This is a genomic window from Streptomyces sp. Q2, assembly GCF_056820935.1.
This window is the reverse complement of record NZ_JBXEJE010000001.1, coordinates 121,088-146,535: the sequence shown is the minus strand read 5'-3', so window position 1 is coordinate 146,535 and position 25,448 is coordinate 121,088. Positions and strand designations below refer to the sequence as shown.

The following is a 25,448-nucleotide window of genomic DNA, read 5'->3' as shown; positions in this document are numbered from 1 at the left end:
CCTCCAGCGATGACTTGAGTGGAACGGACTCAAGTGTGCACGACGCCTCAGCCCTGGTCAACAGACCTGAGTCGTATGGACTCAACTCTTATCCGTTCCTTACACGCAACCGCCCTGTGACCTGCGGCGATTCCAGCCGCCTTGGGTTGCGAGGGGTGTACACCCGGATCCGCAGCAGGGCGAGTACGACGACCAGAGCGCCCGCCGCCACCCAGAACACCCCGGACCGCGCGATCCATCCCAGATGCACGAGGACCGCGACGAGTACCCCGCCGGACGCCCCGACACCGAGCAGAACCGTCACCCCCTGAGGAGTCAGGCCGAGCCGCCGCAGCCGGTGCGCGAGATGGTCCGGCCCACCGCGCAGCAGGGGCCGCCCGGCGAGGCGACGGGAGAGCAGGACGAGGGCGACGTCCGCGCCCGCGAGGGCCGTCAGCGCGAACAACACCCCCGCGTTGGACGCGGGTTCGTGCCCGGTCCGGGTGGCCACGGCCGCCGAGGCGAGCACGAACCCGGTGAACAGGGACCCGCACGAACCGAGCCCCACGCGCGCGGGAGGCCAGTTGTGCATCAGGAAGCCGGTCAGCGCGGCGGCCAGCACGCTCAGCAGCGAGGCCAGCCCGTCCAGCACCTCGGTCGCCGCGAGCACCCCCACCCCGAAGGCGGTCACGACCCCGACGGTGCCCGCCAGCGCGTCCGCGTGGTCGAGCGCCCGGAAGCCGACGGCGGCGAAGACGATCCAGCCGACCGCGAGCATCCCGCCCGCCACGCCGGTCTCCGCGTACGGCACCACACAGGCCGCCGCCACGGCCGTACCGCCCACCAGGAAGCGCATCTTGACCCGCCGCAGGTCGGCGATCAGGCCCAGCGCGGCGACGGCGGCCCCGCCGCAGAGCAGCGTGTCGATGCCGTCGACGAGCGGCGCGAACCCGGTCCACTCCCCGGCCATCGCGACCAGGCAGGTGACGAGCACGACGGCCATCCCGCCGAGCAGTGGGAGCGGACGCTGCCGGCGCCGGTCGAGGACGCCGAGGCGCAGGGCCGGCACCCGCAGGGCAGCGGTGAGGACGGCGGCGAGGAGGAGGGCGATGACGGCGGCGGCGATCCCGTAGAGCACGGACCCAAGCTAAGCCGAATGTCATGATTTGGTATGAATGGCGGGACCTGACCGGCGCGCCGCGTGACCCGGTCGACGCAGGGTTTACTGAGGTCTGCCTCAGTAGCACAGATCACCGAGCGGCTGACTACATTGCGACACAGGATTGCGGGTACTCTCAGAGGACTGCATAAGTTACCGCTTAGTAATCTCCCGTGAAGACCCCCCTCGCAGGCCCGAGGAGCCCGAAATGCAACTCGCCGCGATCATCGTGTCGCTGGTTCTGACCGTGGTCGGCGTCGCGCTGCTCGCACGCGCCATCGGCCAGTTCGTCCGGTACTTCAAACTCGGCCAGCCGCTCCCCGCCGGCGCCCGGACCGACAACCCCTACCAGCGCAGCGTGACGCTGGTGAAGGAGTTCCTCGGCCACACCCGGATGAACCGGTGGGGCATCGTCGGCATCGCCCACTGGTTCGTGGCGATCGGCTTCCTGACGCTGCCGCCGACCATCATCACCGCCTACGGCCAGCTCTTCGAGGCCGACTGGACGCTCCCGGTGATCGGCGGCTTCCTGCCGTACGAGCTGTACATCGAGTTCATCGCCACGATGACGTCCCTCGGCATCATCACGCTGATGGCCATCCGCCTGCTGAACCTGCCCTCGCGGCCGGGCCGCAAGTCACGGTTCGCGGGCTCGAAGATGGGTCAGGCGTACTTCGTCGAGTACGTCATCCTCACCATCGGTCTGGCCATCTACGTGCTGCGCGGCCTCGAGGGCGCCATCCACCACGTGGAGCACTACGAGGCCGCGTACTTCGCCTCGTACCCGCTGGTCCTGGCCTTCAAGGGGCTGAGCGTCGGCACGCTCCAGAACCTGATCTACTTCACCGCGATGATCAAGCTGGGCACGACCATGATCTGGATGATCACGGTCTCGCTCAACACCAACATGGGCGTGGCCTGGCACCGCTTCCTGGCGTTCCCGAACATCTGGTTCAAGCGCAACGCCACCGGTGAGACCGCCCTGGGCGCCCTGCAGCCGATGACCTCCGGCGGCAAGCCGATCGACTTCACCGACCCGGGCGACGACGACGTGTTCGGCGTCTCCCAGGTCGAGCAGTACTCCTGGAAGGGCCTGCTGGACTTCTCCACCTGCACCGAGTGCGGGCGTTGCCAGTCGCAGTGCCCCGCCTGGAACACCGGCAAGCCGCTCTCCCCGAAGCTGCTGATCATGTCGCTGCGGGACCACGCCCACGCCAAGGCGCCCTACCTGCTCGCGGGTGGCGGCAAGACCATGGAGGGCGAGGAGAAGGCGTCGGAGGAGCAGCTGAAGGACGTGCCCGCCGCGGCTCTCGCCGAGGCCGAACGCCCCCTCGTCGGCACCGCCGAGGAGAACGGCGTCATCGACCCGGACGTCCTGTGGTCCTGCACCACCTGCGGCGCCTGTGTCGAGCAGTGCCCGGTCGACATCGAGCACGTCGACCACATCGTCGACATGCGCCGCTACCAGGTGATGATCGAGTCCAGCTTCCCCTCCGAGGCGGGCACGATGCTCAAGAACCTGGAGAAGAAGGGCAACCCCTGGGGCCTCGCCAAGAAGCAGCGCCTGGAGTGGACGAAGGAGGTCGACTTCGAGATCCCGGTCGTCGGCCGCGACATCGAGGACCTGTCCGAGGTCGAGTACCTGTACTGGGTCGGCTGCGCGGGCGCGCTGGAAGACCGCGCCAAGAAGACGACGAAGGCCTTCGCGGAACTCCTCCACATGGCGGGCGTCAAGTTCGCGATCATGGGCGGCGACGAGAAGTGCACCGGTGACTCGGCGCGGCGCCTCGGCAACGAGCCGCTGTTCCAGGAACTCGGCATGGAGAACGTCTCCGCACTGAACATGGCGTTCGGCGAGGAGATGGACGACGAGGGCAACTTCACCGAGGAGTCGAAGAAGCCGAAGTCGGCGAAGAAGATCGTCGCCACCTGCCCGCACTGCCTCAACACCCTCGGCAACGAGTACCCGCAGCTCGGCGGCGACTACGAGGTCATCCACCACACCCAGCTGCTCCAGCACCTGATCGACGAGGGCAAGCTCGTCCCGGTCACGCCGGTCGAGGGCCTCATCACCTACCACGACCCGTGCTACCTGGGCCGCCACAACAAGATCTACACGCCCCCGCGCGAGATCATGACCGCCGTCCCGGGCCTGCGCCAGCAGGAGATGCACCGCCACAAGGAACGCGGCTTCTGCTGCGGCGCCGGTGGCGCGCGGATGTGGATGGAGGAGCGGATCGGCAAGCGCATCAACAACGAGCGTGTGGACGAGGCCCTCTCGCTCAACCCGGACATCGTCTCCACGGCCTGCCCGTTCTGCCTCGTCATGCTGACCGACTCGGTCAACGGCAAGAAGAACGACGGCAAGGCCAAGGAGTCCATCCAGGTCGTCGACGTCGCCCAGCTGCTCCTGGACTCCGTCAGGACACCGGTGGACGACGAGCCCCCGGCGGGCCAGACGGACGCCGAGAGCGAGCCGGAGCCGCAGCCGGTGAAGTAGCCGACTCCACAAGTGCGTCGAGGCGCCACGCCCTCATGTCCTGACCGGGCATGGGGGCGTTGTCGTACGCGCGCCCGTCAACCCGTCAACCCGTCAACCCGTCAACCCGTCAACCCAGGGTGCGGATGGACGTGAAGACGTACACCAGGAAGACGAGGACGAAACCGCCCCCGGCGAAGAGCAGTTCCGCGACCTGCGGCTGCTCCCCCAGCAGAAGCGGCCGCCAGCCCAGGAACACGACTGCGGCCAGCGCGGCGCGGATCGTCTGGAGGATTGGCGACCAGGCCAGTTCCTGGAGGGCGTCGGCATCGGCCACCAGCGTGAAGACGGGCGTCATAACACCGCCGAAGACCACTGCGAGGAGGATGAAGGCGAACATCATCGCGCCGCCCAACTCACTGTCCGGGAAAGCCTTCCAGCGCCCCTCGGCGATCGTCGGCAGGTCCCTGCCCTCGTGGACGAACCCGCCGAGCCGCGTCGCGGACCGGACCCACAGGACGTCGACCTCGGTCCCCTCGCGAGGCTTCTCGAAGGTGTACGCGCCCTTCACGGTGAGCCGTTCGGGCCCTCCCGCGACGGACACGACAAGCCTCGACGCATACCCCTGGACGACGTCCTCGTCGTCGACGTCCGCCCGAACCGCCGTCGGCTTCTCCACGACCGTCGCGGCACTGACCTCGGCGCCGGCGTCCCGCAGCGTCTCGGCCTTGCCTCCCGCCTCCGAACCGGACAGCAGCGCGACGAAGAACGCGCCCGAGGAGAACGCCACGAGCAGCCATACGGCGGCGGTGCGGAGCTTGGTCCAGATCTCGTGCCCCTGGAAGGAGAGTTCGTGGACGTCGTCCCAGTCGCCCCAGCTGTCCCAGCCGCCCCAGGCATCCCAGCGGCGGTCCGCACTCCCCTCCTTGCTCAGTGAGACGCCGCTCGGACGCCGCCGACGGCCATGCCACCAGGCAACCGCGGTCGGCACCCGCAACACCCACAGTGCCAGCGCCCGCACCACCGCACACCCCGCCGCGACGGCGCCCCACACCAGCGGCCCGTTCCACGGCCGGGGCGTGGGCGCGACGCCGAGCAGCCACGTACAGGCGACCGCGGTCGCCACCCAGCCCGCCAGCGCGCACAGCCGTACGACCCAGACCAGCACCCAGAACAGCACCCGGAACAACACAGAGCGCATGAGTGCCCTCCCCCGACTCCCAAACCGAACAGCTGCATCATCACGCGTCCGGCGTCACATGCAACCTCCTGGCCACCATCAGCCAGAACACCACCGGCACCCCGGCACCCCTGGGCCCCCCGACACCCCTGCCCAGGGGCCCAGGGGTCCCCCTAGGGGATGTCACAGCTCGGCAGCAAAGCAGGGCCCGGTAGGCCAGGCCCGGCACGCCACTCTCCGGGACCAGGTACGTTCGAAGACGTGGCTGGATTCAGGATCGGACGCGGCCGGGACAACGGCGCTCCTCACGCGCGACCGCAACAACCTCCGTACGGGCAGCAGCAGGCGCCCCAGGGACCGCCGTACGGCTCGTCCCAGGGCCCGTCGTACGGCTACCCGCCGTCGCCGCAGCCCCACCCGGGGCAGCAGTACGGCGGCGGCACCCAGGCGGGCGGCTACGACGAGCCGGAGTACTTCGGCGACGGCGGCGCATACCCGCCGCAGCCCGGGCCCGACCCGTACGCCGCCAACAACCCGGGTCACACCCAGGCGTTCTCGGTCGGCGAGGACCCGTACAACCAGGGCGGCACCTACCGCGCCGGCTCGGCCCCCACGGCCCCGGTCGGACCCCGCCTGCACTGGAAGGCACTCCTGAGGGGCATCGTCCTGGCCCCCAACCAGACCTTCCTCCAGATGCGCGACTACACGGTGTGGGGCCCCGCCCTCGTCGTGTCGTTCCTCTACGGCCTGCTCGCGGTCTTCGGCTTCGACGGCGCCCGCGAGGACGCGATCAACGCCACCCTGTCGAACGCGGTCCCGATCGTCCTGATCACCGCCGTGGCGATGGTGCTGAGCTCCTTCGTCCTGGGCGTGGTCACCCACACCCTGGCCCGCCAGCTCGGCGGCGACGGCGCCTGGCAGCCCACGGTCGGCCTCTCCATGCTGATCATGTCCCTCACGGACGCCCCGCGCCTGGTCGTCGCGATGTTCTTCGGCGGCGACGCGAGCTTCGTCCAGATCCTGGGCTGGGCCACCTGGGTCGCGGCCGGCGCCCTGCTGACCCTGATGGTCACCCGCTCCCACGACCTGCCGTGGCCGAAGGCCCTGGGCGCTTCCGCGATCCAGCTGATCGCACTGCTGTCGATCGTGAAGCTGGGCACGTTCTGAGGTTCCCCAGCCGTACGAAAGAGGCATAGGAAAAGGGCTCCCCGCATGCTGCGGGGAGCCCCTTCTACTGCCTACTGCCTACTGCCTACTGCGTCTGCGCTTCATCTGCGCTCAGTCCGTCAGGCGTCGAGAACCTGACCCGCCCGCCTGATCACCGGAGGATCGACACTCCACGGGAAGTTGATCCACTCATCGGTCCGCTTCCACACGTACTCGCACTTCACCAGCGACTGGGTCTTCTCGTAGATGACCGCGCTGCGCACCTCGGCGACCGTGTCGAGACAGAAGTCACGCACCAGCTTGAGCGTCTTGCCGGTGTCGGCGACGTCGTCGGTGATGAGGACCTTCTTGGAGGAGAAGTCGATGGCGTTGGGGACGGGCGCGAGCATGACGGGCATGTCGAGCGTCGTCCCCACCCCTGTGTAGAACTCCACGTTCACGAGATGGATGTTCTTGCAGTCCAGGGCATAGGCGAGCCCGCCGGCGACGAACACGCCGCCGCGGGCGATGGAGAGCACTATGTCGGGCTCGTACCCGTCGTCGGCGATGGCCTGCGCCAGCTCGCGCACGGCGGTGCCGAACGCCTCGTAGGTCAGGTTCTCCCGGACACCGCTCACGCCACTCACACCTGTGTCCGGTGGAAGTTGAGGAAGGACCGGGAGGCGGTCGGTCCCCGCTGTCCCTGGTACCGGGACCCGTACCGCTCGCTCCCGTAGGGGTACTCGGCCGGCGAGCTGAGCCGGAACATGCACAGCTGCCCGATCTTCATCCCGGGCCAGAGCTTGATCGGGAGGGTGGCGAGGTTGGACAGCTCAAGCGTCACGTGCCCCGAGAACCCCGGGTCGATGAAACCGGCGGTGGAGTGCGTGACCAGCCCCAGCCGTCCCAGGGAACTCTTCCCCTCGAGCCGCGAGGCAAGATCGTCGGGAAGCGTGACCACCTCGTACGTGCTGGCGAGGACGAACTCCCCGGGATGCAGGATGAACGGCTCGTCGCCCTCCGGCTCGACGAGCCGCGTGAGATCCGCCTGCTCGACGGCGGGGTCGATGTGGGGGTACCGGTGGTTCTCGAACACCCGGAAGTACCGATCAAGACGTACGTCAATGCTGGACGGCTGCACCATGGATTCGTCGAAGGGATCGATCCGCACCCGTCCGGCGTCGATCTCGGCCCGGAGGTCCTTGTCTGAGAGAAGCACGCCCCGAGGATACGCAAGACGCGCGGACCGACCACCATCGGACGGCCCGCGCGCCAGCACTGCTCTCTGTACGACGGCCTATACGACTACCTGCACGACTGCTGCCAGGACACCTGCTCCGGCTAGTGCTTCTCCAACACCACCGGCACCGCACTGCGGAGCCGGGCACACCGAGGACACCGGACGAGCCGCCCGGGACCGAGCCGCTCGGCCTGCTGCATCGGGAACGAAGCGGTGCTGAACACGTGCCCATCGGCACAACGGACGACGGTGCGCTCCATCAAGTCCATGAGTCCCTTCCCCAAGAGCCGCGCCGTCCGGCTGCTACTCGCCGAACGACAAAAGCCACATTACGGGATCAAAGAAGCGACCCTCCAGGCGGCACCCCGACCCACCCGGCCCCTCTCCCACGTCTCCACCGTACGCCCCAACTCCGGCCCCCCGCAGCCCCGTCACACCCCCGAAACGCACCACGGCCCCACGGCTTCAGCGCCGGGGGCCGGACATGAGGTAAAGTGACTGTGCGTTCCGACACCGGTCGAATCCGGCGTCTTACGCGGGTGTAGTTTAGTGGTAGAACATCAGCTTCCCAAGCTGAGAGTGCGAGTTCGATTCTCGTCACCCGCTCCCTTTGAAGCCCCAGGTCAGTGACCTGGGGCTTGCTTATTGGTGAGCCGTAGCCGTCGCTGCGTTGTCAGGCGCCTCTGCACCCCGAGACCGGGCACGCAGGGGCACGGATGTCTTGGGATGGCAGCCCGATCATGGCCCAGTGGCACCGACCTGCAATTTCCCGGAGATGAGCGGGGCGAGCCCTCAGCCCGCCGTTCCCGGGTGACGCCCCCGTTCGGCATGTCCCGCTCGGTTCCTGGGGGAGGGTGGCGGACACGGCGTACGACACGGCGAGGTTTTTGCAGGAAATTCGACGAGAACGGTCCCGTGGAGCCGCCCCTTGACAGCACTCCGAGCTCGATCGACCGCAGGGAGCGGATCCGCTGCCGAAGCGGGCGGCGTTCGGGCAGACTTCGCCCAGGGCGTTCAGAGCGGGTACCTGTTGGGGGGAAGCGAACGGCATGGGAATCTCCCTTTCCGAGGCGTTGGCGGAGTTGCGGCGCGAACTGTATGCGGCGCAGGCCGACGGATCGCAGCAGCAGTTCCGGTTCGAGGTGGAGAAGGCCGAGCTGTCACTGGAGTTGGAGTTCCGCCAGGACGACAGCGGCGGAGTGAAGGTCGAAGTGAACGCGTGGGCCGCCAAGGGCGGTGCGGAGGCAGGTGGCGCGCTGGGCCGTACGAGTCGGCAGACGCTGACGCTGACGCTCCAGGTGCGCGATGAGGCCGTCGGTGGCGAGAGGGCCAGGATCCGGCGGCTCGTCGGCGGACCGGCCCTGCCGGAGGACGACTCACCGCAACCGTCACCTGGCGCCGGGCGGCCGGACGACGGCGACGCACGAGCCGACGTGACCGACGGGCATCGGCGGCCGTGGGAAGGGTGAAGTGGATCCGCAGCGACTCGTCCTGGTGCAGACCGGTGGCCCGGAGGGTTCCGGCTCCGGGTACCTGTTGGGGCCGCAGCTCGTCCTGACCGCGCTGCACGTCGTCCGGCACGGGAGCCGTTGGGTCCGGCGGGTGTCGGCGAGGGTGGGACACCCCCGCTACGGTGCAGGGCCGGTCCAGGAGCCGGCAAGGGTGTGCTGGCCGGACCCCCAGCGCGGTGCTCCCTCCGACGACGCTCCGGATGTGGCGCTTCTGTGGCTTGAGAAGCCGGTGCTCACCGAGGGTGGCCCGATACGGTGGGGGCGGCCGGGTGGCGTTGCCCCCATCCCCTTCGAGGGGGCGGGTTTCCCCGCTTTCGCCGATGACAGCCGGGGAACTGACGTCCGGTTCGAGTATCTGCGCGGAGAACTGCCGGCGGTCTCGACAGCATCGGTGGGCTGGGTGCTGAACTGCCACGAGTGGCCGGGGCTGCGCGCGGATGGCGATCGCCCGTGGGCCGGAGCGTCTGGCTCGGCGGTCTTCTGCCACGGCAGGCTCGTCGGTGTCGTGGCCGAGGACAATCGGACGATGGCCTGGCGCCGCCTGCAGGCCGCCCCGGTGCACGAGGCCCTGCGCTGCCCGGACTTCGCCGACCTGGTGAGCCGGCACGGCCACCCCGGTACCGGTACCGACGTGGACGAGCTGACCGCCGAGGGTGTGGCAGTGGCACCGCACGACGAGATGCGCGACTACCTTCAGGCGGCCTGCAGGGCCGGCGAGCGGCATCCGTACCAGAGCCTGTTCGTCCAGGGCGCGCCGCCTTCCCTGATCGACGTGTTCGTACGCCAGGCAAGCAACCGCGTCTCCGGCGACTGGCAGGCCGCGTCGACCCGCGGTGACGGCGGCATCGTCGCGCCACGTGCGGCCCGTGACATGGCTTCGGCGGAGCCGGTCGAGACGGTCTTCCACAGGGCCGACCGGCTGTGCGTCCTCCTCGCCGGCCCAGGGGGCGGCAAATCCACGACGCTGCGCATGCGGTTGCGTGACGCGGCGGCCGACTTGCTGGGGGGCGGGCGAACCGCCGGGGACGCGGAGCGAGCAGTTCCGGTGTGGGTGAGCGCACACGCGCTCACCGGCGAGGAAACCCAGGTGGCGCAGGCACTTGCCGCCGCCACCAGGAACCTCAGCCGGTACGGGCGGTGCCCGGAGCTGTCGGAGAGCCGGCTGCGGGAACGGCCGTGGCCCGGGGCCCACTGGCACCTGCTCGTCGACGACCTCGACGAGCTCCCCACCGCCACCGAACGCCGCACGGTGCTGGAGAAACTGGCCAACGCCGTGGCGAGCGATCCACCGATCTACCGGTGCGTCATCGCGACCCGCCCCCTGGCCGAGGACGAACTCGGCGTCCTCGGCCGCCACGTACCGCGCTACGAGCTGGAGCCGTTCACCGCCGACGACCTGAGCCGCTATGCCGAACGGTACTTCCGCAGCCGGTGGCCGGACCAGGAGGCGGCTGTCCGGGCCCGCCAGTTCACACAGGCGCTGCGCAACGCTTCCCTGGAGGAGCTGGCCCGCACCCCGCTGATGGCTTTCATGCTCTGCCAGCTGCATGTCGTCGATCCCGAACACCCCCTGCCCGACGGCCGCACGGCGGCGTACCAGGAGTTCACCCGGCTGCTCTACGAGAGCAACGAGAGCAAGCACGTCGCGGACAGCCACGAGGCATCGATCCGGCGTCTGGTCGAGAGTGTGCAGAGCGTGCGGGGCCGTCAGGAGGTGGACGCGGCCGCGCGGCAGGTCCACGTGCTGCTGCCCGAGCTGATCGAATACATGGCCCACCGGTGGTTCACGGGCCAGGAGTCCTCGGTGTCCGAGGCACTGACCTCGCACGAGGCCGTCCGCTGTCCCCGCCTGGTCCGGCCGGACCGCTGGGAGGCGTTCCTGGAGGATCTGCTCCTGCACACCGGGCTGCTCGTGCACCGCGCCGAAGGTCTCGGCTTCCCCCATCGAACGTTTCTCGAGCACCACGCCGCGCGCTACGCGACACGTGACGAGGCAGCGCGCGCCCACCTGCTCGACGAGTTGCTTCCCGGGTACGACCCGGCAACCGACGGCACGCCGCGGCTGGCGAGAGTTCCCCTGTCCTACCTGGGGTTCCTTCTCGACGGCCTACTCGGCGCCGACGATGTTGGCGCGACCGAGACAGCGAGGCGTCTGCGCGTCCTGGCGGAGCACGGCGAGATGAGGACCTTGGCGCTGCTCATGGCGCTGGGGGCGGGCCTGATGACCAGGCTTCCCATGGAGCCCGTCATCCGCCGCCTGCACCACCTGATCGAGCACCCGAGTATTTACGACCCCTTGAACGCACCTGTCTACGCGGCCTGGTGGCTGGCCCAGCTGGACGAGTACGCGCAGACCGGTGCGGAGATGTTGAAGCGGTTCGCGCAGGACGACGGCAACCGGGTGTGGGACCGGATCACAGCAGTCGGCTTCCTCGGGCGGCTGGACGGGCAGCAGGAGTACGCGGCCGCCTGGCTGACCAACTGGGTCGGCTGGAGCCACTGGCTCGAGGTCGATGAACGTGTGGCCGTCGCCGAGGCGTTGGCGCGGATCGACGGGCACCTCGAAGCCGGTGCGAAGTGGTTGGTCCGTTTCACCGAGGACACCGGCCTCGCGGCGCGGGATCGTATGACGGCCGCACGGGGGCTGGCCGTGCTCCCCGGGCACCGGGCAGCCGGAGCGGCCTGGCTCGTCCGCTTCGCCGAGGACTCCGCGATCGACGACCACGGACGTGTGTGGGCGGCCTCGCAGCTGGCCTGTGTGGAGGAGTACGGGAAGACGGGGGCAGCTCTGCTGACCCGCTTCGTCGAGGACACCGCCTTCGGCGGCAGCGAGCGCGTATGGACGGCTTGGTGCCTGGCCCAGCTGGACGGACACCGCGAGGCCGGCTTCAGATGGCTGGCGCGCCTCTCCCTGGACAGCACGTTGCACACGGAGGCCGAAGAACGGCTGCGCGACCTGGCCGAGAACACCACACGACGCTTCTGACCCGGCGCGGGCCGCCGCGGTCGGGGAAGGGCGAGTCGCCTCGGTGAGGTGCCCCGGTTGGCCCAAGTGATCCTCGGGCTCGCGATGCCGGGAAGACCTCGGGCCGGGGTGAGTGCCTGGTCGGCTTCGGGCCCCGCCGGAGCGTGAGGTCCGGCGGGGCCCGCCGAGTTGTTGGTGTACTCGGTCCGCTCAGGACTGCGGGGCGATGTAGTAGCCCTGAGCAGCGCGCCGACCGGCCGGGGGCAGCCGGTACTGCAGTTCTGGTACCAGTGGGGGTAGGCGGCGGAAGGCGGTCTCCGAGGCCGCTACGACGCCGGCGGGCGCCGCGATGGTGATCTGGTACCGCAAGCCGATGCAGGGACCGAACGCCTCACGAGCCGTTGTCCGGCGCGTCGCGAGTTCCATGTCCGGATCCCGCGCCACGTTCCCGCAGGTATGGCGAGCCTCGGAGAGACAGGCCAGGCAGTCGCCGTACAGGGCGCGACGTGTCTGCACTTCGCGGTCCAGGCGCTCCCGGTGCCGGCGCCGACGGTCGAGGAGCATGGCGGAGCTCCCACCGGTGTGAGCGGCACTCCACCGTCGGCCCGAGCGGCCCGGTCACGCCTGTTGCTCGCCGGTTGTCCGGGAACCACTCCGGGATTGTCCTTGATCGGTAACGGACGCATCCCGTGGCCACCGTTCCTCGTCCTGACAGTTGGTCGCGAGGCGACCGAGGAATCGGCGAGGAACTGCGTGGGATCGGGGCGGACATGGCGCGACACGGCGGCGGGCGGGGCTGGTACGGCAAGGTGCTCGGCGCGGCGTTCGGGGTGACGTTGCTCGCCACCGGCGCCTCGATGTGGACCGCGCAGGCCGACGTCGACAGCGGCTCGTCGCCGAAGGCGAGCGCGTCGGCCACGCCGGTCAACGACGTCAAGCCGGTCGCGGTGACCATCGCGCACGCCTCGGACAAGGGCGCGCGCGGCGTCAACATCACCATCGACGACGGCCCCGACCCCGTGTGGACCCCGCAAGTGCTGGACGTGCTGCGGGAGTACGGGGTGAAGGCCACGTTCTGCATGGTGGGGACGCAGGCGCAGGCCCACCCGGACCTCGTGAAGAAGGTGGTCGCGGCCGGGCACCGGCTGTGCGACCACTCGGTGTCGCACGACACCACCATGGACAAGCAGTCCCAGGCCTACCAGTCGCAGCAGATCCTCGACGCCGAACGCATGATCACCGAGGCGTCCGGGGGCGTACGGCCGATGTACTACCGCGCGCCCGGCGGGGCCTTCACCCCGTACAGCCGCACACTCGCCGCCTCCCGCGGCATGCGCCCGCTGGGCTGGAACGTGGACACCAAGGACTTCGAGAAGCCGGGTACGGACGCCATCGTCGCCACCGTCGAGCGGGAATTGCCCAACGGGCCGACGCTCCTCTTCCACGACGCGGGAGGCGACCGCTCCCAGACCGTCGAGGCCCTGGGCCGGATCCTCCCCCGGCTCAAGGAGCAGGGCTACTCCTTCGGCTTCCCGGTGCGCTGAGCCCCGGGCCTGGTCGATGGTGCCCCGGTTCCCGCAGAGTCAGCTCACCGGCGTGAGGACCATCGTCTGTCCGCCCCCGCTGGTCATGGTCACGCCGAGGATGGTGGCGGAGGTGACCGTGCGGGTGCTGACGACCGTGGGGGTCGCGTGCGGGGTACTGCCCGCCGTGCCGTCGGCGTAGATCCTGGCCGTGTAGGACGTGGCGCTGTCGAGGAAGTCCAGCGGGACCGAAACGGTGCGCGCGGTCTCGTTGTTCATCGCGCCGAGGAACCAGGTGCCGCCGCTGCGGCGGGCCACCGCGACGTACTCGCCGAGGGAGGCCGCGGGCGTGGTGCTCTCGTCCCAGGTGGTGGGGATCGCGTCGAACCAGGACAGTCCGGGCCAGTTGGCCGTGGTGGCGTAGGCGGATGGCTTGGAGTACCAGTAGAGGAAGTTCAGCGGCTGGTAGTAGACGGCGGCCATCGCCATCTGATGGGTGTTGGTCGTCTGGTCGCGCGACTGGCCGTAGCAGATGGTGTAGTCCATCGGGCCGCCCACGTTGCGGGCGAAGGGCAGCAGGACGTTGTTGGTGGCGGTCGGGAACTGCTCGTTGCCCCGGACGCCCTCCAGGCTGATCCAGTTCGGGTAGGTGCGCTCGTAACCCCAGGAGCGGACGTCGTCGTGCATGTCGATCAGTAGCTGGTACTTGGCCGCGGCCTTGGCCCAGGTGATGATCTGGTTGGTCATCGCCTGGGTGCCGTCGTTGATGAAGCCGAGCTTGATACCGGCCACGCCCCAGCTCTTGTACAGGGCGAACAGGGTGTCCGGGTTCGTCGCGGCGATCCGGTTGACGTAGAGGAAGACGCCGATGCCCTTGCCGGTGGCGTACGAGATGACCGAGGGCAGGTCGATGGCGGCGATGGGGGTCGTCGCGTCGGTGGTGGTGAACTCCGGGCCGTACCAGTCGGCGTCGTACTCGATGTAGTCCAGGCTGCGGGCCGCGGCGAAGTCCACGCCCTCGATGCCGGCGGCGGTGGTCAGCTCGCAGCGGAACACCTTGCCCGGCTTGATCCACGAGGTGTCCGGCAGGGCGCAGGCCGGGGCGAGGTTGAGGACGAGTTCGGCGTTGTCGATCAGGTCGCCGGCCTCGTCGCCGAGCACCAGGACACGCCACGGCGTGGCGAACGGCGTGGTGACGGTCGTGGTGTTCTGCGCGGTGCCCGAGGAACGGGCGGACTTCTTCATCAGGTACGTCTTGAGCGTGCTGTCGGCGCCGGTGACGGAACTGACCATCGAGCGCGGGTAGTTGACCCGGGAGGACTCGCAGACGGTGGCATACGGCCCGTTGGCCAGGGTGACCAGCAGCGGCAGGTCGCTGAGGTTGCCGTTGTCGGTGCTGGAGGTGCCGGTGTACGGGATGGCGTCCGGCGCGATCGGGCTGTAGGCGTCCTCGTCCCGGGCGCTGTAGATCGTCGTGTTGCCGGGGAAGGCCCAGGTCGTCAGCTCGTCGGAGATGGTGGCGCTGCCGGCGTCGAGCAGGACGTAGCGCAGGGCGACACCGGTGTCGTAGGCACGCAGCTGGACGGAGAAGTTGACGCCGCTGGTGGTGTCCCGGAGGTTCCAGCGCATCTCCTGGTAGTGGTCCCGAATCGTCGCGTTGCGGCCGAAGACAGGGGTCCAGGTGCTGTCCTTGGTCCAGTGCTGGTAGTTCGTCACCACAACGTTGCCGGTGCCCAGTCGGGTGCCGTTGCTCAGCACCAGACCCAGCACCGAGGGGTTGAGGACGGGGGCGGCGCCGCGCTTCACCGACCACTGGAGCACCCCGCCGACCAGGGACATCGTGATCCTGTTCGCGCCGTCCGGCGAGGTCGCCGTGATCGACGCGTCCGCCGCCTGGGCCACGGACACGTTGCCCAGGCCAAGGACCACAGCCCCTGCGGTGACCGACGCCCCCTTGAGGAGCCCTCGTCGGGACACTCCCCGGGATCGCTCGGTCGTGGGCGGGCGGTCGGACAGGTTCCCGGATGCGGAAGCTTCCATGGCGTGACACCTCTTCTGGGAGGGCCGCAGCAGCCGACGAGATCCGGCACCGCGCGTGCGTGGCGTCTTCCCTGCGGTCCGAGACGACGCGCCTCAAACAAAACCCACCAGTAACGAACTGTTGGCGACTCGCACGGGTTGTTCTACGCGTCACCCTTCCGGCTGGTCAACGGCTCGACGTAAAGGTTTCCCCTCGAAGAGGACCCAGAGCATGACAAACCGTCATGTAGTGCCGGAGCGTACGACCATCTTCCCTTGCGGCAGCCAGGGGGAGGTCAGCATCCAGGTCGTCAGGAAACGCGTGACGCCGACATGTGACCGGTCGTCAGGCGCGTGGCTCGTCGCCCCCGCGGGCCCGACTGGGCCAGTCAAAAAGAAACAGAATCCAACGCCGATGTCTTGACAGAGCTTGTGGCGACAGTTGTCATTAACCCGCCATACGGCGGAAACACGTCGTCCCGTCAGCCGGTCATGGACCCGGCGCCGTCGTAACAGGCCCCCGCCGTACCGGGTTCCTCCGTACCTGGCCCCCTCCCTCCCCGCTTCGGACACGCGAGCGGCACACCCGTGCCTGCCTCCGGCCGAGCGCGGGCCCGGGACCTCGAAGAAGAGGTGTTGAAGCATGTCCCCAGGAACGTCTTCCGGCCAGAGCCGCGGACGCGGACCATGGCGCACCGCCGGCGTCCTGCTCCTGACCCTGCTGGCAGGTGTCGCCGCGCTCCTGATACCCGCCTCGGCCGCCCAGGCCGCCACCGTGACCTTCACGACCGGCGCGGCACGGACCGACACCAGCGGCAACGCCCTGCAGCTCCACGGCATGGGCATCATCAAGGTCGGCGACACCTGGTACGGCTTCGGCGAGAACAAGACGGGCGTGACCTCGTCCGACACGTCCTTCCAGGCCATCGCCTGCTACAGCTCGACCGACCTCGCGAACTGGACGTACCGCGGCGACGCGCTGTCCCTGCAGAGCAGCGGCGACCTCGGCCCGTCCCGCGTGGTCGAGCGGCCGAAGGTGATCTACAACGCCACCACCCAGAAGTTCGTGATGTACGTGCACATCGACAGCCTCACCTACTCCGAGGCCAAGGTCGGTGTCGCCACCAGCAGCACGCCCTGCGGCGCCTACGACTATCGGGGCAGCTCCCGCCCGTTGGGCCAACTGAGCCGTGACATCGGCCTGTTCCAGGACACCGACGGCACCGCCTACCTGCTGTCGGAGGACCGCAACAACGGCCTGCGCATCGACCTGCTGGCCGGCGACTACCTCACCCCGGTGAGCACCGTCGCCATCCTCGGCAGCGGCGGCGGCGCCAACAGCTTCGAGTCACCCGCGATGATCAAGGCCAACGGGATCTACTACCTGCTGGCCTCACACCTGACCGGCTGGAGCCTGAACGACAACGTCTACTCCACCGCCACCTCCGTCAGCGGCACCTGGTCGGCGATGAGGAACTTCGCCGCCCCGGGCACCAAGACGTACGGCAGCCAGACCGCCAACATCATCACGGTGGCCGGCACCTCCGGTACGACGTACATCTACGCCGGTGACCGCTGGAACGCCTCCGACCTCGGCACGTCCCAGCTCATCTGGCTGCCGCTGACCATCAGCGGCACGACGGTGAACCTCGGCCAGTACCCGACCTGGTCGCTGGATGTCCAGGCGGGCACCTGGACACCGAACAGCGGCGTGCCGAGTGCGGGGGCCCACACCCTGACGAACTCGGGCAGCTCCATGCTGCTCGACGTCACCGGCGCGTCCACCGCCACCAACGCCAATGTCATCCAGGCGAGCGGCACGGGCGGGGCTGACCAGCGATGGACGCTCACCAAGGTCTCGGCCAACATCTACACGCTGAAGAACGTCAACAGTGGACTGTGCCTGGACGTCCCCAGCAAGTCGACCGCCGAGAACCGCCAGCTCATCCAGTGGACCTGCAACGGCGGCACCAACCAGCAGTTCTTCTTCGACCTGGTCGGCAGCTACACCGGCAGCGTCTACATGCTGGTCGCCGTGCACAGCGGGCTGAACCTCGGGGTTCTGAACAGCGCGACGACGACCGGAGCGGCGGTCGTCCAGCTGACGGGCACGGGTGCGACGAGCCAGAAGTGGACCGTCGGCTGACGCCCTCGTGGTGAGGAGAACGGCCCGCTGCCACTGACCGTGGCGGCGGGCCCGCGTCTTGGACCGCCCGCCCGACCCGTGGCTTCGGCACCATGTCCGACCCGAAGAACAGGTGCTCGCGCCGGCGTCTAGCGCACCAGGCAGGGGCGCTTGCTGTCGAACTGCCAGCCGGGGATGAGGTGTTGCATGGTGACGGCGTCGTCGCGTGCCCCCAACGCCTTCTTGCGGTAGAGGTCGTGGGCCGCGAGGAGCCGGTCCATGTCGAGGCGGACGCCCAGTCCCGGGCCGTCCGGGACGGCGATCTCGCCCCCGACGATGCGCGGCGGGGCGGTGGTGAGCCGTTCCAGCCCCTCCTGCCAGATCCAGTGGGTGTCCAGGGCGTTGTACTCGCCCGGGGCCGCGGCGCCGCAGTGGGTCACCATGGCCAGGGAGATGTCGAAGTGGTTGTTGGAGTGGCAGCCCCAGGTCAGGCCCATCGCGTTGCACAGTTGCGCCACGCGCACGGAGCCCTGCATGGTCCAGAAGTGGGGGTCGGCCAGCGGGATGGAGACCGACTGGAGGCTCAGGGCGTGGGTCATCTGGCGCCAGTCGGTGGCGATCATGTTGGTCGCGGTGGGAAGGCCGGTGGCGCGGCGGAACTCGGCGAGGATCTCCCGTCCGGAGTAGCCGCCTTCGGCGCCGCAGGGATCCTCGGCGTAGGCGAGCGTGCCGACCAGGGGCCGGCACAGCTCGATCGCCTCGCGCAGTGACCACGCGCCGTTCGGGTCGAGGGTGATCCGGGCCTCGGGGAAGCGGTCCTTGAGGGCGCGTACGGCCGCCACCTCCTCGGTGCCCGCCAGGACGCCCCCCTTGAGCTTGAAGTCCCGGAACCCGTAGTGGTCGTAGGCCGCCTCGGCCTGACGGACGATCGCCTCCGGGGTCAGGGCCTCCTCGTGCCGCGTCCGGTACCACGCCACGGGTGAGTCGGGTTCGCGGACGTACTCCAGGTCGGTGCGGTCAGGGTCGCCGACGTAGAAGAGATAGCCCAGCACCCTTACGGAGTCCCGCTGTTGGCCGTCGCCCAGGAGCGCGGCGACCGGCACGTCGAGGTGCTGCCCGAGGAGGTCGAGCAGCGCCGACTCGACGGCGGTGACCGTGTGGACGGTGGTCCGCAGGTCGAAGGTCTGGGCGCCCCGTCCGCCGGCGTCGCGGTCGGCGAACCGGTCGCCGATCTCGCGCAGGACGCGCTTGTAGTCGCCCACCGTCGCCCCGAGGACGAGGGGTTCGGCGTCGCGGAGCGTCTGGGTGATCTTCTCGCCGCCGGGCACCTCCCCCAGTCCCGTGCGGCCCTCGGAGTCGGTGAGGACGACGACGTTGCGGGTGAAGTAGGGGCCGTGGGCGCCGGAGAGGTTCAGCTCCATGCAGTCGCGGCCGGCGACGGGGTAGACGGCGAACTCGGTGACGGTCGGCTGACTGCTCATGTTGGTCCAAGTCCCTTGTGTCATGGATGAGTCGGTTCGGGTCACAGGCTGAGGACGTCGAGGGCCCACTCGGCCACCAGGACGCCGCCCAGGCCGAGGACGGCGAGCACCGTCGTATAGGTGGTACGGACCTTGATCGCTTCGATGACGGAGAGGTTGAAGTACTCCTTGAACAGCCAGAATCCCGGGTCGTTGACGTGGGAGCACGCGATGGAACCGCAGGCGACGGCGAGCACCATCATCTCCGGGTGGACCCCGCTGCCCGCCAGGAGCGGCAGCACCACGCCGGAGGCCGTGACGACGGCGACCGTCGCCGAGCCGAGCGCGATGCGCAGGATGACGGCGACGAGCCAGGCGAGGACGATCGGCGAGACGGACCAGCCGTCCGTGACGTCCTTGATGTAGTCGGAGATCCCGCCTTCGACGAGGACGTTCTTGAAGGCCCCGCCGGCGCCGATGACCAGGAGGATCATCGCCATCGCCTGGGCCGCCGAGGTGCAGGAGGCACCGACGTCCTCCAGACTCCGGCCGATCCGCGGACCGAACGCCCAGATCGCCAGGCACAGCGTCAGCAGCAGCGCGATCGGTGCCGAGCCGATGAAGGCGACGAAGTGGAGCAAGGGGCTTTCGCCGGAGGTGGCCATGTCGGTCACGGCGGCGGCCACGATCAGCGCCACGGGGAAGAGCGCCACGAACAGCGACCAGCCCAGTGCGGGCATCTCCTCGTCGGTGAACTCCCGGTCACTGACCAGGCCCTTGGGGATGGAGGGGTTCATCGCCCTGATGAACGGAAGGCGCGGCCAGGTCAGGGCGATGAGCGCGCCGGCGGGAACGGCGATGAACAGGCCGTAGAACAGCGTCAGTCCGACGGAGGCGTGGAAGGTCGCGGCGACGGCGGTGGGGCCGGGGTGCGGCGGCAGGAAGCTGTGCATGGTGGACAGGGCGATGGACATCGGCAGGCCGACCCACAGCAGCTTCGTTCCGGTGACCCTGACCAGGGTGAACGCGATCGGCACGATGATGATGAAAGCGACCTCGTAGAACATGGTCACGCCGATCAGCATGGCCGTGACCACCATGGCGACCTGGACCCAGCGCGGTCCGAAGGCGTCGAGGAGCTTGCCGGCTATTCGCTGTGCGGCGCCGGAGTCACCCATGACACGGCCGACCATGGCGCCGAGTCCGATGGTGAGCATGGTGTCGCCGATCTGGTCCCCGATGCCTTCGGAGAGGACGTCGGGGATGGTGGCCACCGGGATTCCCCGGACCAGTGCGACGCCGACCGCCACGAGCAGAAGAGCCGCGAAGCCGTTGAGCCTCAGCCTGGTCATGAGGAGAAGCAGGATCAGAACACTGATCCCGACTACGAGGAGAGGCAAGGCAGTTCCCCTTTGAACTGTTGAATCGTTGACCAGTTGGGTGAGCAGTCGCACTCGCCGGGCGGCGACCTCTGCTGCCCCGACCCCTGCGACCTCCGCGCCGCCGCCTGGCATGTCTCATCCCTGTATGCAGACGACGTCTACGTATGCAGATGGAGGCTAGATGCGTGAACGGAGTGGGTCAACGGGTGGGATGACTCGGATCGAAGCGGAACGACGCGGATCGCCCCGGATCGGCGCCGGATCAGCGCCGATTTACGATGGGCCCATGTCGGAGGGGAGAGGCGTCCGCGGTGTGAAGTCGGCGGCCCGGACCGTCGCACTGCTGGAACTGCTCGCCGCCCGGGGCGAACAGCCCTCGCGTCTGGACCAGCTCGCGGAGGAACTGGGCGTGCCGCGCAGCAGCATGTACCAGCTGCTCCAGACGCTCGCCGACTGCGGATGGGTCCGCACCGACGCCACCGGGTCCCTCTACGGCATCGGCATCCGCGCCCTGCTCACCGGCACCAGCTATCTCGACGGCGACCGGCGCATCCGTGCGGTCCGGCCGTACCTCGACGAGGCGTCGGACGCGCTCGGCGAGACGATCCACATGGCACGGCTCGACGGCCCGGACGTCGTCTACCTCGCCACCCGCGAGTCCCACGAGTACCTGCGCACCATCAGCCGCGTCGGCCGCCGCGTCCCCGCCCATGCCGGCGCCCTCGGCAAGGCGCTGCTCGCCGAGCGCACCGACGACGAACTGCACACGAGGCTCGGGCCGTTGACGGCCCTCACGGAGAACACGCGCACCGACCGTGCCGCACTGCTCGCCGACCTGGCCCAGGTGCGCGAGCGCGGCTACTCCATCGACCGCGAGGAGACGGTGACCGGTATCGCCGGGTTCGGCTTCGCACTGCGGTACGACGCACCGGCCACCGACGCCATCAGCTGCTCGGTCCCGGTGGCCCGGCTGACCCCGGAACACGAGGTCCGGATCGTCTCCGTGATGCGGGAGACACGGGCGAAGATCGAAACCCACCTGCCGCCGGTCCCGGGCGTACCCGACTGGCGCTGAGACCACGCGTACGCCCGGGGCCTCGCCGTACGCCTCGCCACGCACCCCTCTGTGCTCCTCAGACCGGCGACGACCGACGCCCCCACGGCTCCGGCAGGCCGGTCGGCACCGACGCAGAGGAACCCCAGGCCGGTGGCCTGGGGTTCGCTCGTTGTCTCCGTGAGTGTTCGTGGGCCGTGGGTGTTCGTGCACGGGGTGCGACTACCGGGCGGAGCTGCGTCTCCCGGCGGACGGTGCGTCACTTTCCCGGTCCGACGTCGGCCAGACGTACGGCAGATCGTCCGGCACGTCGGGGAAGAGCGGGGCGTAGGCGGCCGGGTCCTTGCGTACCAGCGCCGACCGGTGGCTGCGGTGAAAGGCGTCCTCGCCGAGCCAAGGGGGCAGTTCCCCGGCGGCCGCCAGTCGCGGCTGGTCACGTGTCGGTACGTCAGGACGGAACGCCGCGAGATCAGCGACCAGTGTGGCCGCACAGGTGTCCGGATGACCCTGTTCGCACCACACCTCGCAGACCTCCAGGCCGTACCGGACCAGCGCTTCCTCGTATCCCGCCCACATACGCACGGCCGGATGCCGACGCCACCCGTAGCCCGGCACGATGAGGCCGCGAAGGACCTGCAGCGCCTCGACCCGTTGCTTGCCGAGTCGGCGACGGTCGAGGACCGACGCCGAGGCTCTGAAGTCGGGATAGGGCAGGAAAGTCTGCATGCCGTCGGCCCTCACGGATCCGGGGGGCGACGGGCCCCGCCGCCCGTCTTCGCGCCTTCGCGTCTTGCGTCTTCGCGTGTCAGAGGGTCGAACCGGGGTCCTCGGGCCGGATCCGTCCTCGCCAGGCGCCTGTCTCGCCACGGCGCCCTTCGATGTAGTCCTTGAAGCGGTGCAGGTCTCCCTTCACCCGGCGGTCGATCATGCCGAGCATGTCCGCACCCTTCTCGACCATGCCGGAGGGCTCGACATCCATGGTGAGTTCCACCCGGGTGTGCGTCTCGTCCAGCCGCTCGAACCTGACCGACCCCCGTTGCCGGGTCTCGCCTTCGACGACCCGCCACGTGATCCGGTCGTCCGGTAGCTGGTCGACGATCTCCGTGTCGAACTCGCGCCGCACTCCCCCGATCTTGGTCGTCCAGTGGTTGTGCCGCTCGTCGAGCTGCCGCACCTCCTCGACGCCCTCCATGAAGTTCGGGAAATCCTCGAACTGCGTCCACTGGTTGTAAGCGGTGTGGACGGGAACCTCGACGTCTACTGCTTCCTTCACCGTGCTCACGGGCTCCTCCTCACTGACGGTTTGACGACCGTTGCACACGCCGCCGGGTACCCGCCTACGGAGGGATGAAGACCTGCATACCGGTCCGAATCGGGGACGCCGAGGTCAGGGGCAGTCGTACGTGAAGCGGGCCGTGACCGCGTCGTGGGCAGGGGTGAGGAGGCGCAGTTCGGCCCGTGCCGCGTAGTGGCCCTTGCCCTGGAACGTCCACCGCAGGTGCAGCCGTGCCTCGTGCTGGCCCCGGACCACCACTTCGCGCAGGACGCCCGAGGCGGTGCCGTCGCTTCGGGTCCAGCGGTAGGAGAGCGCGCCCGGCCGGCCGTTCGTGGCGACGAGGGCGACGAGGTCCGCGGTGCCGTCACACCCCAGAACCGTCGGCCGGGCCGTGACCGCCACCGAGCGCACCGCGACGGCGGGTCCATGGCGCTGCCAGACGAGGAAGGCGATGACCAGGACCAGCACCAGCGCGGGCAGGGCGTGTCTGCGCAGACGCCGGCGCGGAGGCACGTGGGGTGGCGGCACCGCCGGCAGCGTCAGGTGGGGACGGTGGGCGACGACGGCTGTCACCCCCGGTCCGAAACGCAGCACGGTGCCTTCCACGCGATCCGGCCGTGTCGGCGGCGTGGGCGTCGGAGTCGGCGTCGGCAGGATCTCCGTGGAAGGCGGTCCGACGAGGGTGGCGTCCGGCTCGGGGCGCTGGATCCAGTGGCTGGCCAGCACGGTCGCGCTGTACTCGGCGTCGGCGGAACCGGGTTCGTCGCTCGGGGCGTGTCCCTCACTCGGCGCGTGCTCGTCGCCGGCGTCGAAACGGAGGGTGGGGATGTGCTCGTCGCCAGGACCGAGACGAAGAGTCGAGACGGGCTCGTCGCCGCGACCGAGACGAAGAGTCGAGACGGGCTCGTCGCCAGGACCGAGACGAAGAGTCGAGACGGGCTCGTCGCCAGGACCGAGCACCCGCGTGGGTTCCCCGTCTTCGGCAGACGCGGGAGCGCGGTCGTCGTGAGCGGTCATCGGATGTCACACCGCCTGGTCAGAAGCTGCTGCGAGGCGCCGCCGTCGGCGGACGCCGGAGTGGTCGTGGCCTGCACCGCCCAGTAACAGCCGGTGCCCTGGAAGGTGTGGTCGACGGTGATCGTGTAGTGGGTGGCGCCGCTGCGCTCGAACGTCTGGGACGCACCGTCCGGGGTGGTGCCGAGCTGGAGCCCGGTGTCGCCCGTGGACCACGAGACGGTGAGGGAGATCGGCCCGGTGCCGTCCGTGGTGATCTCGATCGTTGCCGAGGCCGTCGTCGCACCCGTCTGCTGGAAGGCCGACACCGCGACGTCCTTGACGGCGGGAGCGGCCGGTGAGGTGGGGGAAGCGGTCGTCGGCGTCGCCTCGGTGGCCGCCGCGCCGGGTGTCGTCGCCTCGGAGGCCGGAGCCGTGGTGGCGGCGGACGCCGAGGGCTCGCCGGTGCCGCTCGTCGCCAGGTCCGAGGGCGATTGGCCGGCGGACACGGTGGACGTCGGGGGCGGCGAGGAGGAGTCCGCCGACGCGGCCGGGGAGGCGGGCCCTCCCGACTCCGCGCCGGGGTGGGCACTGGTGGTGGCCAGGGCCTGCACCGCCTGCTGCGGATCCGCTCCCGGGGTGTCCTGGATGCCGTAGGAGAGGAGGACGGCCAGGAGTACGGCCGCTCCGGCCACCAGCATCCCCGGCCGGCCGGGACGCCACGACCGCGCCGGGCCGAGGCCCGGTCCGGGGCTCAGGACCGTGCGTGCGGTGTCCGTCGTGGTCCGCGGGCCGTTGCGGGCGGAGGGCAGCAGCAGCGGCAGCAGGGCCACCAGCGCGGCGAGCCGGCCGCGGCCGCGTTCCTCCCAGTGGGGCCCGTAGGCGACGCGGGCGGCCGTCTCCAGTTCCGCGACGAACGCCTCGGCGTGTCCGGGCCGTTCCCGCGGATCCTTGGCCAGGCCACGGCGTACCAGCTCCCGCACCTCCTCGGGCGCCTCCTCGGCGGGGACGGGCGCATCGACGTGCTGCAGCGCGAGTTCGGCGAGGTTGTCGCCCGAGTAGGGCTTGTGGCCGGTCAGGCACTCGAAGAACGTGGCCGTGGCCGCGTACACGTCGGCGGAGGGAGAGGCGGGCGCGCCGGTCCACTGCTCCGGGGCCATGTAGGCGGGGGTTCCCGCCACGCCGACGCTGGTGCCGGCGTCCACCGCGATCCCGAAGTCGACGAGCTTGGACGATCCGTCCGGTAGGACCAGGACGTTCGCCGGCTTGTAGTCGCGGTGGACGACGCCGACACGGTGCGCGTCGGCCAGGCCGAGCAGCGACCCCTTGAGGACCACGAGCGCGGCCTCGGGACCGAGCGGGCCCTGCCTGGTCAGCAGGGTCCGCAACGAGACGCCCTCCACCAGCTCCATCACGATGGCGGCGCCGTCCGGGCTCTCGACGTACTCGTACAACCCGGTGACGTACGGGCTCTCCAGACCGCCGAGCAGCCGTGCCTCCGCCCTGAAGTCGCGTACGAAGCCGGGCCGGGTGCGCAGTGACTCGCTGAGGTACTTCACCGCGACCTCGACGCCGGTCTCCTCGTGCACGGCGAGGATGACCCGCCCGCTCGCCCCCGACCCCAGTTCCAGTGACTCGGTGTATCCGGGCACTGCCCATGTGTTCATTCCAGCCCCCCAGGCCGCACGTGCTGCCGGAAACTCATCCGCCCCGGAGCACGGAGCATGCACCCAAAGACACACTTTCAGCCACTGTGGTTGCGGTTCGGCTTCCAGGATCCCCGCGCCGCTCGGCCCGGAACACCGGTGTCAGGTCGGCGTACGGTCCCGTTCCACGCGGCTGTACGGCTGGCCGAAAAGGATCACACGGATCGGACGGGAGGCGGGGTGTCGTCCGGCGAGAACCCGTCGGACAGCCGCGGACCGGCGTCGCCGCGCCCGCTCGCGGTCCTTCGGTG

The 25,448-nt window shown here is 69.6% G+C and carries 19 protein-coding genes and 1 tRNA gene; 8 read left to right on the top strand and 12 right to left on the bottom strand.

What is annotated here, in order from left to right; translation table 11 throughout:
- Positions 1 to 88: 88 nt before the first annotated feature.
- Entirely contained in the window at positions 89 to 1,117 is a 1,029-nt protein-coding gene (locus tag ACWBNA_RS00670) for an MraY family glycosyltransferase (RefSeq protein WP_482701157.1), read from the bottom strand.
- 229 nt (positions 1,118 to 1,346) lie between these two features.
- Here ACWBNA_RS00670 and ACWBNA_RS00665 point away from each other — a divergent pair, with 229 nt between their 5' ends.
- Entirely contained in the window at positions 1,347 to 3,638 is a 2,292-nt protein-coding gene (locus ACWBNA_RS00665) for a heterodisulfide reductase-related iron-sulfur binding cluster (RefSeq protein ID WP_482701155.1), read from the top strand.
- Positions 3,639 to 3,747: 109 nt separating this feature from the next.
- On the opposite strand, the gene ACWBNA_RS00660 is transcribed toward ACWBNA_RS00665, so the two are convergent.
- Entirely contained in the window at positions 3,748 to 4,818 is a 1,071-nt protein-coding gene (locus tag ACWBNA_RS00660) for a hypothetical protein (protein WP_482701153.1), read from the bottom strand.
- A 159-nt stretch (positions 4,819 to 4,977) separates the two neighbouring features.
- Here ACWBNA_RS00660 and ACWBNA_RS00655 point away from each other — a divergent pair, with 159 nt between their 5' ends.
- Positions 4,978 to 5,964, top strand: a complete 987-nt coding sequence (locus ACWBNA_RS00655) for a Yip1 family protein (RefSeq protein WP_482701151.1) — start codon at positions 4,978 to 4,980, stop codon at positions 5,962 to 5,964.
- A 119-nt stretch (positions 5,965 to 6,083) separates the two neighbouring features.
- Here the strand turns inward: ACWBNA_RS00655 and ACWBNA_RS00650 are convergent, their stop codons facing one another.
- Complete coding sequence (locus ACWBNA_RS00650) at positions 6,084 to 6,581, bottom strand: phosphoribosyltransferase (RefSeq protein ID WP_482701149.1); 498 nt, start codon at positions 6,579 to 6,581, stop codon at positions 6,084 to 6,086.
- A 5-nt stretch (positions 6,582 to 6,586) separates the two neighbouring features.
- Positions 6,587 to 7,162, bottom strand: coding sequence for a dCTP deaminase (gene dcd, locus ACWBNA_RS00645; protein ID WP_482701147.1), 576 nt, complete (start codon positions 7,160 to 7,162; stop codon positions 6,587 to 6,589).
- Positions 7,163 to 7,718: 556 nt separating this feature from the next.
- Between dcd and ACWBNA_RS00640 the strand changes: the two genes are divergently transcribed.
- From ACWBNA_RS00640 to ACWBNA_RS00630, 3 genes are all read left to right on the top strand, one after another.
- Positions 7,719 to 7,789: transfer RNA gene (locus ACWBNA_RS00640), tRNA-Gly, on the top strand.
- Between the two features lie 443 nt (positions 7,790 to 8,232).
- Positions 8,233 to 8,652 carry a trypco2 family protein gene (locus tag ACWBNA_RS00635; RefSeq protein ID WP_482701145.1) on the top strand — a complete coding sequence of 140 codons (420 nt, stop codon included), beginning with the start codon at positions 8,233 to 8,235 and terminating at the stop codon, positions 8,650 to 8,652.
- Positions 8,653 to 9,220: 568 nt separating this feature from the next.
- Entirely contained in the window at positions 9,221 to 11,680 is a 2,460-nt protein-coding gene (locus ACWBNA_RS00630; protein WP_482701143.1) for an NACHT domain-containing protein, read from the top strand.
- A gap of 189 nt (positions 11,681 to 11,869) precedes the next feature.
- Here ACWBNA_RS00630 and ACWBNA_RS00625 read toward each other — a convergent pair whose 3' ends face one another.
- A complete protein-coding gene (locus ACWBNA_RS00625) occupies positions 11,870 to 12,223 on the bottom strand; it encodes a hypothetical protein (protein ID WP_482701141.1) in 354 nt (117 codons plus the stop codon).
- A gap of 206 nt (positions 12,224 to 12,429) precedes the next feature.
- On the opposite strand from ACWBNA_RS00625, the gene ACWBNA_RS00620 reads away from it, so the two are divergent.
- Entirely contained in the window at positions 12,430 to 13,203 is a 774-nt protein-coding gene (locus tag ACWBNA_RS00620) for a polysaccharide deacetylase family protein (RefSeq protein ID WP_482701140.1), read from the top strand.
- 39 nt (positions 13,204 to 13,242) lie between these two features.
- Here ACWBNA_RS00620 and ACWBNA_RS00615 read toward each other — a convergent pair whose 3' ends face one another.
- On the bottom strand, positions 13,243 to 15,222 hold the full coding sequence (locus ACWBNA_RS00615; RefSeq protein WP_482701137.1) for a glycoside hydrolase family 97 protein: 1,980 nt from the start codon (positions 15,220 to 15,222) through the stop codon (positions 13,243 to 13,245).
- 622 nt (positions 15,223 to 15,844) lie between these two features.
- On the opposite strand from ACWBNA_RS00615, the gene ACWBNA_RS00610 reads away from it, so the two are divergent.
- Positions 15,845 to 17,347, top strand: coding sequence for an RICIN domain-containing protein (locus tag ACWBNA_RS00610; RefSeq protein ID WP_482701135.1), 1,503 nt, complete (start codon positions 15,845 to 15,847; stop codon positions 17,345 to 17,347).
- A gap of 128 nt (positions 17,348 to 17,475) precedes the next feature.
- Here ACWBNA_RS00610 and ACWBNA_RS00605 read toward each other — a convergent pair whose 3' ends face one another.
- Positions 17,476 to 18,807: an enolase C-terminal domain-like protein gene (locus tag ACWBNA_RS00605; protein WP_482701132.1), complete on the bottom strand. Its 1,332-nt coding sequence runs from the start codon at positions 18,805 to 18,807 to the stop codon at positions 17,476 to 17,478.
- 41 nt (positions 18,808 to 18,848) lie between these two features.
- On the bottom strand, positions 18,849 to 20,186 hold the full coding sequence (locus ACWBNA_RS00600; RefSeq protein ID WP_482701131.1) for a gluconate:H+ symporter: 1,338 nt from the start codon (positions 20,184 to 20,186) through the stop codon (positions 18,849 to 18,851).
- 268 nt (positions 20,187 to 20,454) lie between these two features.
- Between ACWBNA_RS00600 and ACWBNA_RS00595 the strand changes: the two genes are divergently transcribed.
- Positions 20,455 to 21,243, top strand: a complete 789-nt coding sequence (locus ACWBNA_RS00595) for an IclR family transcriptional regulator (RefSeq protein WP_482701129.1) — start codon at positions 20,455 to 20,457, stop codon at positions 21,241 to 21,243.
- Positions 21,244 to 21,444: 201 nt separating this feature from the next.
- Here the strand turns inward: ACWBNA_RS00595 and ACWBNA_RS00590 are convergent, their stop codons facing one another.
- The 4 genes from ACWBNA_RS00590 to ACWBNA_RS00575 all read right to left on the bottom strand — a co-directional run bounded on the left by ACWBNA_RS00590 (position 21,445) and on the right by ACWBNA_RS00575 (position 25,158).
- The gene (locus ACWBNA_RS00590) at positions 21,445 to 21,948 is read right to left on the bottom strand and encodes an MSMEG_6728 family protein (protein WP_482701127.1); all 504 of its coding nucleotides are present in this window, start codon (positions 21,946 to 21,948) and stop codon (positions 21,445 to 21,447) included.
- Positions 21,949 to 22,027: 79 nt separating this feature from the next.
- Positions 22,028 to 22,504, bottom strand: a complete 477-nt coding sequence (locus tag ACWBNA_RS00585; RefSeq protein ID WP_482701125.1) for an SRPBCC family protein — start codon at positions 22,502 to 22,504, stop codon at positions 22,028 to 22,030.
- Between the two features lie 105 nt (positions 22,505 to 22,609).
- Positions 22,610 to 23,515: a hypothetical protein gene (locus tag ACWBNA_RS00580; RefSeq protein ID WP_482701123.1), complete on the bottom strand. Its 906-nt coding sequence runs from the start codon at positions 23,513 to 23,515 to the stop codon at positions 22,610 to 22,612.
- Positions 23,512 to 25,158, bottom strand: coding sequence for a serine/threonine-protein kinase (locus ACWBNA_RS00575; protein ID WP_482701121.1), 1,647 nt, complete (start codon positions 25,156 to 25,158; stop codon positions 23,512 to 23,514). The genes ACWBNA_RS00580 and ACWBNA_RS00575 overlap by 4 nt, the downstream gene beginning before the upstream one ends.
- Positions 25,159 to 25,448: the final 290 nt, after the last annotated feature.

What these genes read in the sequence shown, in the direction of transcription:
- ACWBNA_RS00665 (WP_482701155.1), top strand. Translation starts at nt 1,347, where the DNA reads ATGCAACTCGCCGCGATCATCGTGTCGCTGGTTCTGACCGTGGTCGGC.
- ACWBNA_RS00660 (WP_482701153.1), bottom strand. Translation starts at nt 4,818, where the DNA reads ATGCGCTCTGTGTTGTTCCGGGTGCTGTTCTGGGTGCTGGTCTGGGTC.
- ACWBNA_RS00655 (WP_482701151.1), top strand. Translation starts at nt 4,978, where the DNA reads ATGTCACAGCTCGGCAGCAAAGCAGGGCCCGGTAGGCCAGGCCCGGCA.
- ACWBNA_RS00635 (WP_482701145.1), top strand. Translation starts at nt 8,233, where the DNA reads ATGGGAATCTCCCTTTCCGAGGCGTTGGCGGAGTTGCGGCGCGAACTG.
- ACWBNA_RS00630 (WP_482701143.1), top strand. Translation starts at nt 9,221, where the DNA reads ATGGCCTGGCGCCGCCTGCAGGCCGCCCCGGTGCACGAGGCCCTGCGC.
- ACWBNA_RS00625 (WP_482701141.1), bottom strand. Translation starts at nt 12,223, where the DNA reads ATGCTCCTCGACCGTCGGCGCCGGCACCGGGAGCGCCTGGACCGCGAA.
- ACWBNA_RS00620 (WP_482701140.1), top strand. Translation starts at nt 12,430, where the DNA reads ATGGCGCGACACGGCGGCGGGCGGGGCTGGTACGGCAAGGTGCTCGGC.
- ACWBNA_RS00615 (WP_482701137.1), bottom strand. Translation starts at nt 15,222, where the DNA reads ATGGAAGCTTCCGCATCCGGGAACCTGTCCGACCGCCCGCCCACGACC.
- ACWBNA_RS00610 (WP_482701135.1), top strand. Translation starts at nt 15,845, where the DNA reads ATGTCCCCAGGAACGTCTTCCGGCCAGAGCCGCGGACGCGGACCATGG.
- ACWBNA_RS00605 (WP_482701132.1), bottom strand. Translation starts at nt 18,807, where the DNA reads ATGAGCAGTCAGCCGACCGTCACCGAGTTCGCCGTCTACCCCGTCGCC.
- ACWBNA_RS00595 (WP_482701129.1), top strand. Translation starts at nt 20,455, where the DNA reads ATGTCGGAGGGGAGAGGCGTCCGCGGTGTGAAGTCGGCGGCCCGGACC.
- ACWBNA_RS00590 (WP_482701127.1), bottom strand. Translation starts at nt 21,948, where the DNA reads ATGCAGACTTTCCTGCCCTATCCCGACTTCAGAGCCTCGGCGTCGGTC.
- ACWBNA_RS00580 (WP_482701123.1), bottom strand. Translation starts at nt 23,515, where the DNA reads ATGACCGCTCACGACGACCGCGCTCCCGCGTCTGCCGAAGACGGGGAA.
- ACWBNA_RS00575 (WP_482701121.1), bottom strand. Translation starts at nt 25,158, where the DNA reads ATGAACACATGGGCAGTGCCCGGATACACCGAGTCACTGGAACTGGGG.